At 72.7% G+C, this 15,720-nt stretch carries 14 protein-coding genes and 1 pseudogene; 12 read left to right on the plus strand and 3 right to left on the minus strand.

The window, feature by feature from the left end; genetic code table 11:
- The first annotated feature begins 70 nt into the window (after nt 1-70).
- From J2S58_RS01185 to J2S58_RS01240, 12 genes and pseudogenes are all read left to right on the plus strand, one after another.
- Nucleotides 71-376 carry a DUF503 domain-containing protein gene (locus J2S58_RS01185; protein ID WP_205255191.1) on the plus strand — a complete coding sequence of 102 codons (306 nt, stop codon included), beginning with the start codon at nt 71-73 and terminating at the stop codon, nt 374-376.
- A 148-nt stretch (nt 377-524) separates the two neighbouring features.
- Nucleotides 525-1,004: pseudogene (gene rbfA / locus J2S58_RS01190) on the plus strand (30S ribosome-binding factor RbfA); the annotation flags it as partial.
- Between the two features lie 776 nt (nt 1,005-1,780).
- Complete coding sequence (locus J2S58_RS01195; RefSeq protein WP_306826099.1) at nt 1,781-2,851, plus strand: DHH family phosphoesterase; 1,071 nt, start codon at nt 1,781-1,783, stop codon at nt 2,849-2,851.
- A gap of 230 nt (nt 2,852-3,081) precedes the next feature.
- Complete coding sequence (locus J2S58_RS01200; RefSeq protein ID WP_205255193.1) at nt 3,082-3,777, plus strand: GntR family transcriptional regulator; 696 nt, start codon at nt 3,082-3,084, stop codon at nt 3,775-3,777.
- Between the two features lie 50 nt (nt 3,778-3,827).
- Nucleotides 3,828-5,237, plus strand: a complete 1,410-nt coding sequence (locus J2S58_RS01205) for an MFS transporter (RefSeq protein ID WP_205255194.1) — start codon at nt 3,828-3,830, stop codon at nt 5,235-5,237.
- The gene (gene truB, locus J2S58_RS01210; protein ID WP_205255195.1) at nt 5,234-6,259 is read left to right on the plus strand and encodes a tRNA pseudouridine(55) synthase TruB; all 1,026 of its coding nucleotides are present in this window, start codon (nt 5,234-5,236) and stop codon (nt 6,257-6,259) included. Before J2S58_RS01205 ends, truB begins: the two co-directional genes overlap by 4 nt.
- A gap of 146 nt (nt 6,260-6,405) precedes the next feature.
- Entirely contained in the window at nt 6,406-7,365 is a 960-nt protein-coding gene (locus tag J2S58_RS01215) for a bifunctional riboflavin kinase/FAD synthetase (protein ID WP_205255196.1), read from the plus strand.
- A 173-nt stretch (nt 7,366-7,538) separates the two neighbouring features.
- Nucleotides 7,539-7,808, plus strand: coding sequence for a 30S ribosomal protein S15 (rpsO, locus tag J2S58_RS01220; protein WP_205255197.1), 270 nt, complete (start codon nt 7,539-7,541; stop codon nt 7,806-7,808).
- 516 nt (nt 7,809-8,324) lie between these two features.
- Nucleotides 8,325-10,568 carry a polyribonucleotide nucleotidyltransferase gene (locus J2S58_RS01225; RefSeq protein WP_205255198.1) on the plus strand — a complete coding sequence of 748 codons (2,244 nt, stop codon included), beginning with the start codon at nt 8,325-8,327 and terminating at the stop codon, nt 10,566-10,568.
- Between the two features lie 109 nt (nt 10,569-10,677).
- On the plus strand, nt 10,678-12,036 hold the full coding sequence (locus tag J2S58_RS01230; RefSeq protein ID WP_205255199.1) for a M16 family metallopeptidase: 1,359 nt from the start codon (nt 10,678-10,680) through the stop codon (nt 12,034-12,036).
- A gap of 80 nt (nt 12,037-12,116) precedes the next feature.
- Entirely contained in the window at nt 12,117-12,893 is a 777-nt protein-coding gene (gene dapB, locus J2S58_RS01235; protein ID WP_205255200.1) for a 4-hydroxy-tetrahydrodipicolinate reductase, read from the plus strand.
- Between the two features lies 1 nt (nt 12,894).
- Nucleotides 12,895-13,350, plus strand: coding sequence for a tetratricopeptide repeat protein (locus tag J2S58_RS01240; protein ID WP_205255201.1), 456 nt, complete (start codon nt 12,895-12,897; stop codon nt 13,348-13,350).
- Between the two features lie 9 nt (nt 13,351-13,359).
- Here the strand turns inward: J2S58_RS01240 and J2S58_RS01245 are convergent, their stop codons facing one another.
- The 3 genes from J2S58_RS01245 to J2S58_RS01255 form a co-directional block, all read right to left on the minus strand.
- Nucleotides 13,360-13,923 (minus strand): DUF421 domain-containing protein, encoded by a 564-nt coding sequence (locus J2S58_RS01245; RefSeq protein ID WP_205255202.1) that lies wholly within the window; start codon nt 13,921-13,923, stop codon nt 13,360-13,362.
- A 90-nt stretch (nt 13,924-14,013) separates the two neighbouring features.
- Nucleotides 14,014-14,961, minus strand: a complete 948-nt coding sequence (locus J2S58_RS01250; RefSeq protein ID WP_205255203.1) for a VOC family protein — start codon at nt 14,959-14,961, stop codon at nt 14,014-14,016.
- 144 nt (nt 14,962-15,105) lie between these two features.
- Entirely contained in the window at nt 15,106-15,627 is a 522-nt protein-coding gene (locus J2S58_RS01255) for a GNAT family N-acetyltransferase (RefSeq protein WP_205255204.1), read from the minus strand.
- Nucleotides 15,628-15,720: the final 93 nt, after the last annotated feature.

The following is a 15,720-nucleotide window of genomic DNA, read 5'->3' on the forward strand; positions in this document are numbered from 1 at the left end:
GGAACGGCGGTCGGACCCTGCGGGGTCCGGCCGCCTTCCCCGTCCGTCCGCCAACGGCCAGGAGGTCTCCGTGTTCGTCGGTGTGCTCGAATGCGACGTCCTGGTGTCTCCGGCCGAGCCGGTGCACTCTCTCAAGCACAAGCGGGCGGTCATCCGCCCGGTGATCGTCAAGCTGCGCCGCCTCGAGGTGGCGGTCACCGAGGCCGGTGACCCGGACCGGTTGGCTCGCGCGCTCATCGGCGTGGCCACGGTGTCCGGCTCGGTGGATCAGGTGCACCGGGTGCTGGACACCTGCGAACGCCAGGTCGCCGGCGAGGTGGAGCTGCAGATGCTCTCCACCCGCCGGCGGATCATCGGCGAGCAGGACGAGGACTGACCGAGCTGCGACGTGGCTCGGACCGTGCCCACGGGCACCTTCGAGGCCGACCGGTCGGACCCGGCCCGGACCGGACGCAGAACGCACCCATCACTGATGCAGGACCCGGGACCCCCGTCGGAACCGGACGAACGGAACGAGGAACGAGATGGTCGATTCAGCACGGGCCCGGCGGCTCTCCAAGCGCATCGTGGCCATCGTGGCGACGGAACTCGAGCACCAGGTCAAGGATCCGCGACTGGCCATGCTCACCGTCACCGGGGCCACCGTCACCCCCGATCTCCGGGACGCCGTCGTCTACTACACGGTGTACGGCGACGACGACGACGTCCAGGCCACCGGACTCGCCCTGGCCAGTGCCACCGGTGTCCTCCGCACCGCCGTGGGCCGCCAGACCGGCATCAAGTTCACCCCGACACTGTCGTTCAAGCTCGACGCCGTCCCCGAGAACGCCTCCCGTATCGACGATCTGCTCGCCGCCGCCCAGGCGGCCGACGCGGCCGTCGCCCAGCAGGCCGCCTCGGCGCAGTACGCCGGGGAACCCGACCCCTACCGCGTGCCCCGGGTCGAACCGGAGGACGAGGACGACTCCGACGAGGGCGATCCGTCCGACGAGGCCGACACCGATCCGGGCGACACCGATTTGGACGACACCGATCCGGGCGACACCGATCTGGACGACACCGGTCTGGACGACGCCGGTGGCGAAGGGACTCGGGAGCGCGGTGAACCGGACGGTCGTTCCGCTCGGGGATCCGTCACGGGCGTCGGCTCGCCCGCCGGTCCCGACCGGAACTGACACCCGGGAGTATCGCCCGGGGCGTGCCGGCAGTTCGGAGGCCTGCCCCGACCCTCGCGGACGGACCCGGGGGCGCCGGCCTGGACACGATCCGATCCGTCCGGCTGACTCGGCGTCCAGGCAATCACTCTGCGCCGGCGACCATCACTGTCCGAGTCGGTCGGCCGGCCCATCGTCGAGCCTCACCCAGGGTCAGCTCAACTTCACTCTCTCGGGTGGCAACCGGGGGACAACTGCCCTGAGTGTCCGATACATCCGGTTCGCTCCGTCGGTCGGCGCACTTCGAGAGGCGCAGAAGTGCAGGCGGGCTCCTCCGGAGGGAGGGGATCCTCGCAACGTGGCCGGGCTCGTCGCGTCGACGGGTCCACCGAGCTCGTCGCCGCGGCCTGCCCGGTCCGTGGCTCACCCGTAGTCTCGACGCGGTCGGCGTCGGGGTGACAGCATCACGATCCGATCACGACGACACCGCCCGCCCCCGGCACCGGCTGCGCCGGATCGGGACGGGTGGGTCCGGTCCACACGCACCCCGGGCGGGGACGGGTCACCGCCCGTGGAGCAAGGCGCAGTACCGACGTAGACACCGAGACACCAGTCCTGGAGGTGACGTGACCGACGCCCGTATCGCGTCCGCACGGATGCGCGGCCCGCACACCCGCCGCTCGGCCGGGCCGGACAGCACCCGGCGAGGTCTGCGGCCGGTCGTCCCCGCGGTCCCGCACTCGGACCTGGATCGCGCGGTCGATCTGCTGGCCACGGCGTCCTCCGTGGTGCTGCTCGCGCACGTGAACCCGGACGCCGACGCGTTGGGTAGTGCGCTGGCCCTCGGGCTCGGGTTGCGACGGCGGGGGGTGCAGGTCTGGGTGTCGTTCGGCGAGCCTCGAGCCGTCCCCGAGTCCCTGCGCGAACTGCCGGGCCAGCACCTGGTCGTGGCCGCCGCCGATCTGCCGCCCCAGCCCGATCTGCTGGTCACCCTCGACGTGGGTTCCACCGACCGGCTGGGTTCCACGGCCGCTCTGCTGAGCACGGCGCGCACCAGTCTCGTCGTGGACCACCACGCCTCGAACACCCGGTTCGGGCAGCACCACCTGATCGACACCGACGCGGAGGCCACCGTCGTGCTGGTGACCCGACTGCTCGACGGTCTCGGCATCGGGATCGACCGGGACATCGCCGCCAACCTGTACGCCGGACTGGCCACCGACACGGTGGCGTTCCGTTTCGCCTCGGCCTCGGCCCACCTCCTGGCCGCCCGGTTGCTGGACGCCGGCGTCTGCCCGGCCGAACTGATGCGCCCGATCACCGACACCCACCCCTTCGGCTGGCTGGGGATGCTGTCCACCGTTCTCGGCCGGGCCGAACTCGACCGCGCGGCCGCTCACGGCGCCGGGCTGGTTCATCTGGCCATCGAGTCCCGTGACTGGGCACATCTCCGCCAGGAGGAGCTCGACCCGGTGATCGACATCCTGCGGACCTCGAAGGAGGCCGCCGTGGCCGCGGTGGCCAAGCAGACCGCACCGGGGGAGTGGCAGGTGTCGCTGCGCTCCCGTGACGGGATCGACGTGGCCGCCGTGGCCGGGTCGCTCGGCGGCGGCGGACATCCCCGGGCGGCGGGGTTCACCCATCACGGCGAGCCCGCGGCGGCCTTCGCCGCCATCACCGAGATCCTCGACCGCTGAGAGCCGGCCGTTGATCGCTCACCGCTGACCGCCGCCGACCGGACGGCGAGCGGCAGCGCCCTGCGGCTGCCGTCTGCCATCGGTCGCGGCCGGCGCCGAGCAGGAGGCCCGGTGTCGGACCGGCCGGTGCCCTGCGACAGTCCGGCCGGTGAGCGATCGCCCTGTCGGGACGCATCTCACGCGCCTCGGGGTTGGCCGACGGCGGAGCACCCTGCCAGGATAGATACATCATGGATGCAACCGCCTCCCGATCGGCCGCCGATCGGGTCCACGCCCACGTCCGCGACGGGATCCTGACCCGTCGCTACCCGGACAACACCCTGCTCTCCGAGGGCGGACTGGCCCTGGAGACCTCGGTGTCCCGCACACCGGTCCGCGAGGCCCTGCTCCGCCTCGAGGCGGAGGGCATGATCACCCTGCTGCCCAAGCGCGGGGCGCTGGTCCAGCCGGTGTCGGCCCAGGAAGCCCGGGACGTGCTGGCCACCCGCCGGCTCGTCGAGGTGCACTGTGCGCTCGCCGTGATCGCGGCCGGCCGGGGCGCCGATCTGGCCCGCTCGCTGCAGGTGCCGCTGGCCGCGCTGCGGAAGGCGGCGGCCGACGGGGACATGACGGCCTACGTCACCGCCGACCGGGACTTCCACGCGACCGTCGTGGCCGCGGACGGCAACATGATCCTGCAGCGGCTCTACGGCTCGCTGCGCGACCGCCAGCTGCGGATGGGGACGGCCAACCTGCTGGACCGGTCCGGGCGGCCGGACGAGACCCGCCTGGCCTCCACCTGTGCCGACCACGAGGCGATCGCCGCGGCCATCGGTGCGGGGGATGCCGACCTCACCCGCCGACTGACCGTCGAGCATCTCGCCACCGCCGAGCGCCGCCTCCTCGGCGCCGGGGCCGGCGGATCCGCCGCGGGCGGTGCCGCATGACGCCCGGGTCGGCATCGCCGGCGGACCCTCGACGTCTGCGGCTGCCCCGGGTGACCGGGCTGCCCTGGGTGATCTGGGGAGTCGGCGCGGGGGTCTACTTCCTCGCCGTGTTCAACCGGACGTCCCTGGGCGTGGCCGGGCCGATGGCCGCGGACCGGCTCCACGTGGGCGCGGCGGCGCTGGGCACCTTCGTCGTGCTGCAGCTGGCCGTCTACGCGGTCATGCAGATCCCCACCGGGATCCTGGTCGACCGGTACGGCGCACGTCGGATGCTGCTGGCCGCGACCCTGGTCATGGGGACGGCCCAGCTCCTGTTCGCGGTGGTCGACTCGTACGTGCCGGCCCTGCTGGCCCGGGGCCTGCTCGGCATGGGCGACGCGATGACCTACATCTCCGTGCTGCGCCTGGTCGCCGGCTGGTTCCCGGCCCGCCGCTACCCGACCCAGGCGGTGTTCACCGGCCTGGTCGGCATGGCCGGCAACGTCGTCGCCACCGTTCCGCTCACCGGCATGCTGCACGGGTGGGGCTGGGGCCCGACCTTCGCCCTGGCCGGAGGGTTGTCGCTGGCCTACTCGGTGCTGCTGCTCCGGCCGGCGACGGCCGCGCCGTTCCGGGAGCGGGACGAGCGGGCCGCGGCGGGGCCGGTGCAGGGGGCCCGCGTGTGGACCGAGGTCAAACTGGCCTGGCAGCTGCCGTCCGGGCGGTTGGGGTTCTGGGTCCACCTGACGACGATGGCCTGCCCGACCACGTTCGGCGTGCTGTGGGGCTACCCGTACCTGACCCAGGGGTTGGGGTACGCGCCCTCGACGGCCGCCGGGATGTTGTTGGCGTTCGTGCTGGGCGGCGTGGCCGCGAGCCTGGTCATCGGGCCCACGGTGGCCCGGCGGCCGGTCGTGCGCATCCCCATCGCGGTGTCGGTGAGTCTGCTGTGCCTGGTCGGCTGGATCACCCTGATCGCCTGGCCGGGCGGGCGGCCGCCGACCGCGCTGGTCGTCGCGGTCGTCATCGCCCTGTCCATCGGTGGCCCGGCCTCCTCGGTGGGCTTCCTGCTGGCCCGCGACTACAACCCCCGGCACCGCATCTCCACCGCGACCGGGCTGGTCAACGTGGGCGGGTTCGCCGGGGCCGTGCTGTCGGTGTACCTGGTCGGCCAGATCCTCGATCTGGTCGACGGTGGCGGCGACACCCACTCGCTGGCCGCGTTCCGCTGGGCCTTCGGGGTCTTCGTCGTGGTGACGGTGCTCGGGCTGCTCCGGCTGCTGACCTGGTGGCGGCGGACGCGGGCCGCGGTGCTGCTCGCCGACGCGCGGGGCGAGTCGGTACCGTTCTCGATCTCCCCGCACCGGGGCGATCTGGTCGACGAGGAGATGCTGGCCGTGGAAGCTGCCGCCGCGGAACGCGACCGCCGGCTCGTGGAGGACATGGGCGACCCGCTCTGGGTTCCCCGGGTGCCCCGATGACCGGCGCCGACGGCTCCTCCGCCCGGGCGGCCCAGGCGTCACGGACGGCTCGGGCGCCGCGGACCGACCGACCCCCGCGCCGCCCGCCGGTGCCGCTGCCTCCGGGGGGCGGGCTGCTGCTGGTGGACAAGCCCACCACCTGGACCTCGCACGACGTGGTCGGCCGGGTCCGGGGTCTGCTGCGCACCCGCAAGGTCGGTCACGCCGGCACGCTGGATCCGCTGGCCACCGGATTGCTGGTCATCGCCGTCGACCGGTCGACCAAGCTGCTCGGACACCTGGCGCTGACCGACAAGACCTACTCGGCGACCATCCGGCTCGGCGCGTCGACCACCACCGACGACAGCGACGGGGAGATCGTCGCCGAGGCGGCCGCCTCCGCGGTCGCCGCGCTGGACACCGCGGGCGTCCGGGCCGCCATCGGGCCGCTCACCGGTGACCTGCTGCAGGTACCGAGCTCGGTGTCCGCGATCAAGGTCGACGGCCGGCGCGCCTACCAGCGCGTCCGGGACGGCGAGGCGGTCGAACTGGCGGCGCGGCCCGTCACCGTGTCCCGGTTCGCGTTGCTGGCCGAGCACCACGACGGGGACGGACATCTGGACCTGGAGGTCGAGGTGGACTGCACCACCGGGACCTACATCCGGGCGCTGGCCCGCGATCTCGGGGCCGCCCTCGGGGTGGGCGGTCACCTGACCCGGCTGAGGCGGACCCGAGTGGGCCCGTTCTCGCTGGACGGCGCGCTGACCCTGCCCGTCGCCGGTCCCGACGGCGACGCGCCCGACGCCGGCGATCGGGTGGCCGCCGAGCTGCTGGCCGCCGCCGACGCCGTCCGGCTCGCCTTCGCCACCCGGACGGTGTCGGCCGAGGAGGCCACCGATCTGGGCCACGGCCGCAGCGTCCCGGCCGCCGGCCTGCCCGGTGTCGTCGGGGTCTTCCGGGCGGGGGACGACGCCCTGATCGCCCTGGTCCGGGAGGACGCCGGTCGGGCCCGCTCGGTCCTGGGCTGGCAGACCGCCGGCTGATCCCCGACCACCGGTCGCCGATCGAACCCGATGCGGCGCAGCGGATCCGGCCCGGGTGCCCCGTGAGGGCCCGGTGACCACCCGTCGGGGGCCACCGCCCCGTCGTGGCAGGCTGGTCGCAGTGTCCCGATGATCGAGGAGCAGGTGTGGAGCGTTGGCGCGGGTTGGAGGAGATCCCGGCGGGCTGGGGGCGGTGCGTCCTGACCGTGGGGATGTTCGACGGGGTGCACCGCGGGCACCAGGCGCTCATCGCGGATGCGGTGGCCTCCGCCCGTGAGCTGGGCCTGCCCACCGTGGTGATGACGTTCGACCCGCACCCGGCCGAGGTCGTCCGACCGGGAAATCACCCGGCGATGCTGGCCACCCTGCGCCGCCGGGCCGAGCTGATCGCCGAGCTCGGCGTCGACGCGTTCCTGGTCGTGCCGTTCACCCCCGCCCTGGCTGCCGTTCCGGCCGAGACGTTCGTCCACGACATCGTGGTCGACCGGTTGCACGCGGCCCTGGTGGTGGTGGGGGAGAACTTCCGGTTCGGTCACCGCGGAGCCGGTTCGGTGCGCACGCTGCAGGAGCTGGGCCCGCGGTGGGGCTTCGCCGCCCGCGGGTTCGACCTGGTGGCCGCCCAGGACGCCGCGGGGCGGGCGGACGAGGTGGTCGTGTCCTCCACGTACGTGCGGGCCTGCGTCGACGCCGGCGACGTCCGGGCGGCGGCCGGGGCGTTGGGCCGGCACCACCGGGTGGAGGGTTTCGTCGTCCACGGGGAGGGACGGGGCGGCAGCGAACTCGGGTACCCGACGGCCAATCTCGACATGGAACCGCACACCGCCGTCCCGGCCGACGGCATCTACGCCGGCTGGTTCGTGCTGGGCAGCCGCCGGTCACCCACGGCCATCTCCATCGGCACCAACCCCACCTTCTCCGGGAAGGTCCGCACCGTGGAGGCCTTCGTCATCGACGAGGGCGGCAACTTCTACGGGCGTCGGGTCGCGCTGGAGTTCGTGGAACGGCTCCGGCCCACCTGGCGGTTCGACTCCGTCGAGGCCCTGATCGCCCAGATCGACCTGGACGTCGCCCGGACCCGCGAGGTCCTGGCCGCCGAGACGACCTGATCGTCGCGCACGGTGGGTGCCGAGCCGCGGGGGGTCGCGGACCCGCAGGTCGCGCGCTGGTAACATCGAGTCGTGGGTCCGGCTGCAGTCCGTGGCGGCCGGTACCGTCATCCCCCCGGTCACGACACCGGAGCGGGCAGCACACGGACGGATACACCGAGGAGTACAGCACCATGGCGTTGAGCACTGAGCAGAAGAAGGACATCCTCGCGGAGTACGCCACGCACGAGGGCGACACCGGTTCGGCCGAGGCCCAGGTGGCCATGCTGACCAAGCGCATCCAGGATCTCACCGAGCACCTCAAGATGCACAAGCACGATCACCACTCCCGCCGTGGGCTGATGGCCCTCGTCGGGCGTCGTCGCCGGCTCCTGCGTTACCTGCAGACCGTCGACATCACCCGTTACCGCACGCTGATCGAGCGGCTCGGGCTGCGTCGCTAGTTCCACCGTCAGGGGAGTGCCCACCGGGCCTCCCCTGAGGTGTTTCCGGGAGCCGTCCCACGGGCGGCCCCGGAGGCACCGTCACGTCGGCCGCAGGCAGTGGCCGACGCCCGCACCACGATCCGGGGTCCGATCCCGGGCCGGCCGTCACGGCCGGACGAGGCCCGGACGATCCGGGGCACCACCGCCGGCCGGCACCGAACGCCGCCGGCGTCACAACTGAAGACCGTCACGACACCACCGCACGGCACGCGCCGTCGCCCGTGCCCGTCCGGCGAACCCGGGTCGGTTTTCGGTAGTGGCCGTCGGAACACCTCGTTCGCACCCTCGTGCCCCGCAGGTTCCGACAGCTTCGATCGAAGGCCGGCAACATCGTTCGCGGACCCGCCACGGCGGCTCGCGACCCGATTCCCGGAGCATCCGGGGGCGGGTCCATCGAGCGCGGCGCCCGGTGCGCCCCTCGGCGCACACGTCCCGTCCCGGTGTGTCGTGGCCTTCCCCAGCACAAGGAGACACATGTCCGATCCCACCGCCACGAGCGCCACCGCTGTCCTGGACAACGGCTCGTTCGGCACCCGCACCATCCGCTTCGAGTCCGGTCGGCTGGCCCAGCAGGCCGCCGGCAGCGTCGTCGCGTACCTCGACGAGGACACCATGCTGCTGTCGGCGACCACCGCCAGCAAGCACCCCAAGGAGCACTTCGACTTCTTCCCCCTGACGATCGACGTCGAGGAGCGGATGTACGCCGCCGGTCGCATCCCCGGCTCGTTCTTCCGTCGTGAGGGCCGCCCGTCCGAGGACGCGATCCTCACCTGCCGGCTCATCGACCGCCCGCTGCGCCCCACCTTCGTCGACGGTCTGCGCAACGAGATCCAGGTCGTGGTCACCGTTCTCGCGCTGAACCCGGACGTGCTCTACGACGTCCTGGCCATCAACGCCGCGTCCGCGTCGACCACCATCTCCGGTCTGCCCTTCGACGGCCCGGTCGCCGGCGTCCGCGTCGCGCTGATCGACGGCCAGTGGGTGGCCTTCCCGCGCCACTCCGAGCTGGAGCGCGCCACCTTCGACATGGTCGTCGCCGGTCGCACCGTCAACGTCGGCACCGCCGCCGAGGACGTCGCGATCATGATGGTCGAGGCCGAGGCCACCGAGCGCACCATCGAGCTCGTCAACGGCGGCGCCACCGCGCCGACCGAGGAGGTCGTGGCCGCCGGCCTCGAGGCCGCCAAGCCGTTCCTGGCCCAGCTGTGCCGCGCGCAGTCCGAGCTGGCCGCCCAGTCGACCCCGGTCGCCCGGGAGTTCCCGGTCTTCCCGGCCTACCAGTCCGACGTCTTCGACGCCGTGTCCGCGGCTGCCTCCGACGACCTGGCCCAGGCGCTGACCATCGCCGGCAAGCAGGAGCGCGAGGCCCGCACCGACGAGATCAAGCAGGCCCTGCTGGATCAGATCGGCGAGCAGTTCGCCGGTCGCACCGGCGAGATCGGCAACGCCTACCGCTCGCTGACCAAGAAGCTGGTCCGCCAGCGCGTGCTACGCGACAAGGTTCGCATCGACGGTCGTGGCCTCACCGACATCCGCACCCTGGGTGCCGAGGTCGGCTACGTCCCGCGCGTGCACGGCAGCGCGATCTTCGAGCGTGGCGAGACCCAGATCATGGGCGTCACCACCCTGAACATGCTGCGCATGGAGCAGCAGCTCGACACGCTGAACCCCGAGTCGCGCAAGCGCTACATGCACAACTACAACTTCCCGCCGTACTCCACCGGCGAGACCGGCCGCGTGGGTTCGCCCAAGCGCCGCGAGATCGGCCACGGCGCGCTGGCCGAGCGGGCCCTGGTGCCCGTGCTGCCCTCCCGCGAGGAGTTCCCCTACGCCATCCGGCAGGTCTCCGAGGCGCTGGGCTCCAACGGCTCCACCTCGATGGGCTCGGTCTGCGCCTCGACCATGTCGCTGCTGAACGCCGGTGTGCCGCTGAAGGCCTCCGTCGCCGGTATCGCCATGGGCCTGGTCAGTGACGTCGTCACCGGCGAGGACGGCACGGAGAGCACGCACTACGTCGCGCTCACCGACATCCTGGGCGCCGAGGACGCGTTCGGCGACATGGACTTCAAGGTCGCCGGCACCCGTACCTTCGTCACCGCCCTGCAGCTGGACACCAAGCTCAGCGGCATCCCGTCCGACGTCCTCAAGGCCGCGCTGGTGCAGGCCCGGGACGCCCGGTTCGCCATCCTGGACGTGCTGAACGAGGCGATCGACGAGCCCGACGAGATGAGCCCGTTCGCGCCGCGGATCACGACCATCAAGGTCCCGGTGGACAAGATCGGCGAGGTCATCGGGCCGAAGGGCAAGATGATCAACTCGATCACCGAGGAGACCGGCGCGGACATCGCCATCGAGGACGACGGCACCATCTTCGTCTCCGGTGTCGACGCGCAGGCCGTCCAGGCGGCGATCGACACGATCAACGCGATCGCCAACCCGCAGCTGCCCAAGGTCGGCGAGCGGTTCCTGGGCACGGTCGTCAAGACCACCGCCTTCGGTGCCTTCGTCTCGCTGCTGCCGGGCCGTGACGGCCTGGTGCACATCTCCAAGCTCGGCCAGGGCAAGCGCGTGAACAAGGTCGAGGACGTCGTCAACGTCGGCGACAAGCTGCAGGTCGAGATCGCCGAGATCGACGCCCGCGGCAAGATCAGCCTCGTGCCGGTGGCTGCCGCCGACGCGTCGGCCAACGGTGCGGCCTCGGCCCCGGCCCAGGTCTGATCATCACCCACACCCGCTGCGGCCGGGATCATCTCGCGATGATCCCGGCCGTTCCGGTCTCCGGGGTCCTCCGCCCCCGGTGCCGGGTGAGTTCCGAGAGGTCTGGGCGATGAGCGCAGCCACCGCGTCGCGCCCGCCGCGTCGACCCGCCGTCCGTACCCGTGTGCTGGAGCGGGGCGAGGGCGGCAGCACGATCACCCTGTCCACCCTGCCCGAGGGACTGCGGGTGGTCACCGAGGCGGTACCCGGGGCCCGCAGCGCATCGGTGGGGGTGTGGGTCGGCGTCGGCAGTGTCGACGAGACCCCGCGCCTGGCCGGGGCGTCGCACTACCTGGAGCACGTCCTGTTCAAGGGCACCCGCAGCCGCAGCGGGCCGGAGATCGCCGAGCTGGTCGACGCCGTCGGCGGTGAGCTCAACGCCTTCACCTCGCACGAGTACACCTGTTACTACGCACGGGTTCTCGCCGAACAGGCCGCGATGGCCGTCGGGGTGGTGTGCGACGTGGTGCTCGACGCGGTGGTCGCGGCGCCGGACGTGGACACCGAACGCCAGGTGATCCTCGAGGAGATCGCCATGCGCGACGACGATCCCGAGGACACCCTGGCCGATGCCTTCGCGGCGGGGGTGTTCGCCGGCCACCCGGTGGCCCAGCCGGTCATCGGCTCGGTGGACACCATCTCGGCCATGACCCGCGGTCAGGTCGCCGGGTACTACCGCCGGCGGTACTCCCCGGAACGGATGGTCGTCTCGGTGGCCGGGGGCGTGGACCACGCCGAGGTCATGCACTGGGTCCGGACGGCGTTCGCCGGCCGCCTCGGTGAGCCCCGTCCGCCGCGTCCGCCGCGCACCGGTTCCGGGCGACTGGGCCGGGTCCGTCCGCTGGCCGTGGTCGAGCGGGACACCGAGCAGGCCCACCTGTGCGTCGGGGTGCGGTCCCTCCCGCGGGATGACCCCGACCGGGCCGCCCTCGAGGTGCTGAGCACCGCCCTCGGCGGCGGGATGAGCTCCCGGTTGTTCCGGACCATCCGGGAGGAACGCGGCCTGGCCTATTCCTGCTACGCCGGGACCTCCGCCTACGCCGACGTCGGCTCCTTCTCGGTGTACGCGGGCTGCCAGCCGGAGAACCTCGGTGAGGTCGCCGGTCTGGTGCGCCGCGAGCTCGACGACCTCGCCGGGGGCGGCATCACCGATGCCGAGGTCCGGCGGGCCAAGGGCCAGCTGGCCGGGTCGCTCGTGCTCGGCCTGGAGGATCCGGAATCCCGGATGAGCCGGATCGGTCGCACGATCCTGACCCGGCCCGACCACCGCTCGGTCGACCGGTCGCTGGCCGAGATCGCCGCGGTCACCCCGGGTCAGGTCACCGCCGTGGCGGCCCGGTTGCTGACCGGGCACCGGTCCGCCGTCGTGGTCGGCCCCTACGCCGGAACCGACGACCTGCCCGGAGCGGTGGCCGAGCTGGTGCGCTGACCCCGCCCGATCGGCACCCCGTCCCACCCGCCCCGATCCAGCCCGACGCAGCAGCAGGCCCCAGCGCCCAGGAGGCAGCCATGTCCGACCCCAGCAAGGCCGTTCCCGGGCATCTCCGGGTCGGCGTCATCGGTGCCCGCGGTCGGATGGGCGCCCAGACCTGTCAGGCCGTGCAGGACGCCGGGGATCTCGAGCTGGTCGCCGAGGTCGGCGGGCGCGCGTCGCTGACGCCGTTGGTCGAGGCCGGTGTGCAGGTGGCCGTCGAGTTCACCCACCCCGATGTGGTCATGGACAATCTGCGCTTCTGCCTGGAGAACGGGATCGACGTGGTCACCGGGACGTCCGGGCTGCTCGGCCCCCGGCTGGAGGTCGTCCGGGGCTGGTTGGCCGACCATCCCGAGCGATCCGTGGTCGTGGCACCGAACTTCGCCGTGGGTGCCGTGCTGACGGCTCGGTTCGCCCGGCAGGCCGCCCGCTTCTTCGAGTCCGTCGAGGTCATCGAACGGCACCACGCCGGCAAGATCGACGCCCCGTCCTTCACGGCCATCTCCGCGGCCCGGGAGATCGCCCGCGCCCGCGCCGACGCCGGTCTCGGCCCCGTGCCCGACGCCACCACCTCCGATCCGGACGGTGCCCGCGGCGCCGACGTCGACGGCATCGCCGTCCACGCCGTCCGCATGCCGGGGATGGTGGCCCACCTCGAGGTCGTGCTGGGCAGCAGCGGAGAGACGCTGACCCTGCGCCACGACTCCCTGCACCGGTCCTCGTTCATGCCCGGCGTACTGCTGGCGGTGCGGGCCACCACCCGTCGCCCGGGTCTGACCGTCGGGCTCGAGTCCCTGCTGGAGTTGGACTGACATGCGGGCACGTTGGGTCGTCGCCGTGCTCGTCGCGGTGCTGGCCGTCTACTTCTACCTGATCAGCCGCACCTCACTGGACATGATCGGCTCCGGCCGTCCGGTCGCCGTCGGCCTGGGCATCGGCATCCTCCTCCTGCCGATCATCGGTGCCGTGCTGGTGGTCTTCGAGCTCCGGTTCGGCTTCCGCACCCAGCACCTGGCCCGCCGGTTGCTGGCCGAGGATGCCATGCCGGAGGAGCCGCAGCTGCCGGTGCGCCCCTCCGGGCGGGTCGAGCGGGAAGCGGCGGACGCCTACTTCGAGAGCGTCCGCACCGAGGTCGAGGCGACCCCGGAGGACTGGCGCGGCTGGTACAAACTCTCCGTCGCCTACAACCTGTCCGGCGATCGCAAGCGGGCCCGGGAGGCCATGCGTCGGTCCATCGCCCTGGAGGGCGAGGAGCGGACCGCCGGTTGATCCGGGCGGTCAGGTGGCCGCCGGTCCGTCGGGACGAGCGATGAGCAGGGCCTCGATCCGGGCCAGTCGCTCGGTCAGCGCCTGTACGTCGGCCTGCGTGGCCGCCTGGTCCGCCGGCCGGATGTCCAGCACCAACTGACCGCCCGGTTCCATCACCCCGGACCACACCTGGTCGGTGGTGTCCCCGTTCTGCACCCGCACGGCGTGATCGAGTTCGGCGTGCCGGATGCCGAGCCGCCGCAGCGCCTCCTCGTCCACCCGGCCCTCCCGGACCACGACGGTGGGCCGGCCCTCGACGAGGTGGCGGAACCGCTTGTCGCGGTAGGCCAGCCGATCGACCGCCTGGTTGACCACCACCAGGGTCACCGCCCCGATCACCCCACCCAGCAGCGAGTCGTCGTCGCCGATGATGGCGTTCTGCACGACGTTGGAGAGCAGGAACATCACCACGAAGTCCATCGTGTTCATGCTCGAGATCGCGGTCTTCCCGATGATCCGGAAGATGACCACGATGAGCGCGTAGACCAGGACGGTCCGCAGGATCTTGTCCAGGACGGGGATCTGGACGGTCAACAGTTCATGCCACACGAAGGCTCCCAGGATGACGGGGCCGCAGCCGGCCCCCGGCGATCATCCACCGCCCCGTGTGCGGTCGCCCGGTGGCTACGCGTCGACGGCGCTGATCTCCAGCAGGGAGTTCCACGGGTCGAGCAGCCGCAGGGTGCGGCCGTCGTCCTGGAAGTCGACCGCCCGCGCGGACAGTCGCGCCCCCAGCTGCTGCAGATCGGCGCGGCCGGGGACGGTGATCGACACCTGCCCCAGGCCGATGGTCGCCGCCCGCGGTCCCGCGCCGGCGCTCTCCCACGTGTTCATCCCCATGTGGTGGTGGTACCCACCGGCGGAGACGAACAGTGCGGTGCCCAGATCCGCGGTGATCGCGAAACCCAGGGTCCCGACGTAGAAGTCGCGCGCGGTCGGGATGTCCCCGACCTTGAGGTGGACGTGGCCGACCTCGGCGTCGCCGGCGGTCGGGGCGATCGGGTGGTCCCGCTCGAGATGGGTCGACAGGAACGCCCGCGGGTCGAGGGGCAGCGAGGCCATCCGCACCCGTCCGCCGTCCCACTGCCACTGCGCCCGTGGGCGGTCCCAGTACAGCTCGATGCCGTTGCCCTCCGGGTCGGTGAAGTAGAAGGCCTGGGAGACCAGGTGATCGGCCGAACCGACGTACACCGACAGCGGATGCGCGGCGGCGGAGGCGACGGCCCGCGCCAGGGCGGGCCGGTCGGTGAAGAGCAGGGCGGTGTGGAACAGGCCGGCCTGGCCGGCCCGCGGCGTGGGCAGGTCCGGGGTGTGGGTCAGCACGACCAGGGGCACGGCGCCCCGACCCAGCACCACCACGCCGCGGCCGGGAGCGCCGACATCGGTCCGCCGGACGCCGTTGTCGAGTTCGACCAGCCCGAGCGCGTCGCGGTAGTAGCCGGACATGCGCGCCAGATCGGCGACGTGCAGGGTGACCGCGTCCATCGCCGTGGCTGCGGGCAGCAGCGTTGCGGCGGAGTCGACGGACGCGGACGCGGTCGTGGTGGGGGAGATCGTGCTGGGGGAGGTCATGTGGATCCGTTCGCGAGAACCTGCGGCGACCGGGTCCCTCAGGGTCGGAAGCCGTCGCCGTCGGTGCCGTTCGGGCGCCGTGACACCAGTCTCCCGCTAAATAGTTGAGACGTCAAGTATTATCGCGGCTCACGACCGAAGGCCTCACCACACGGTGAAGGCGAGCCCGCCGCCGTACCGGACCTCGACCAGGGGACGGCCGTCGGCGTCCAGGGCCCGGGTGGTGCCGTCCGCCGTCCACCCCGCCGCCGCCAGGAAGGTCGCGCTGACCACGTCCCGGGCGGGGATCCACCAGCGGCCGCGCACCGCGCCCCGCCCGGCCAGCAGTCGGCCCGTCTCGGCGAGCAGCCGTCCGCCGTGGCCGCGTCGACCCCAGCGCGGCAGCACGCCCAGCACCTCGATCTCCCCGGTGTCGGGATCCGCCGGATCGGTGCGGCCGGTGGCCAGGCCGACCGGGGTGGCCCCCTCCAGGGCGAGCAGGACGACGTCGCCGGCGTCGATCTTGTCGCGCCACGCCTGCCGGTGGGGCGACGGGTCCGCGGCGAGGCCGCTCAGCAGGGCCGCGGGCAGCAGGTCGGCGAAGGCCGTCCGCCAGATCTCGATCTGCAGGTCGGACAGCGCGACGGCGTCCGCTCGTCCGGCCGCGCGCACGGTGGCCAGCGCCATGCACCCCTCCTCGGGTCGTGCCTTCCGCATTGCTTCCGGCGTTCCGTCCCGGCTCGGGGTGGTGTCCGGGCCGGGTTGTCGGACCTGCCTGGC

The sequence above is a fragment of the Nakamurella flavida genome, from assembly GCF_030811475.1.
Lineage (GTDB): Bacteria > Actinomycetota > Actinomycetes > Mycobacteriales > Nakamurellaceae > Nakamurella > Nakamurella flavida.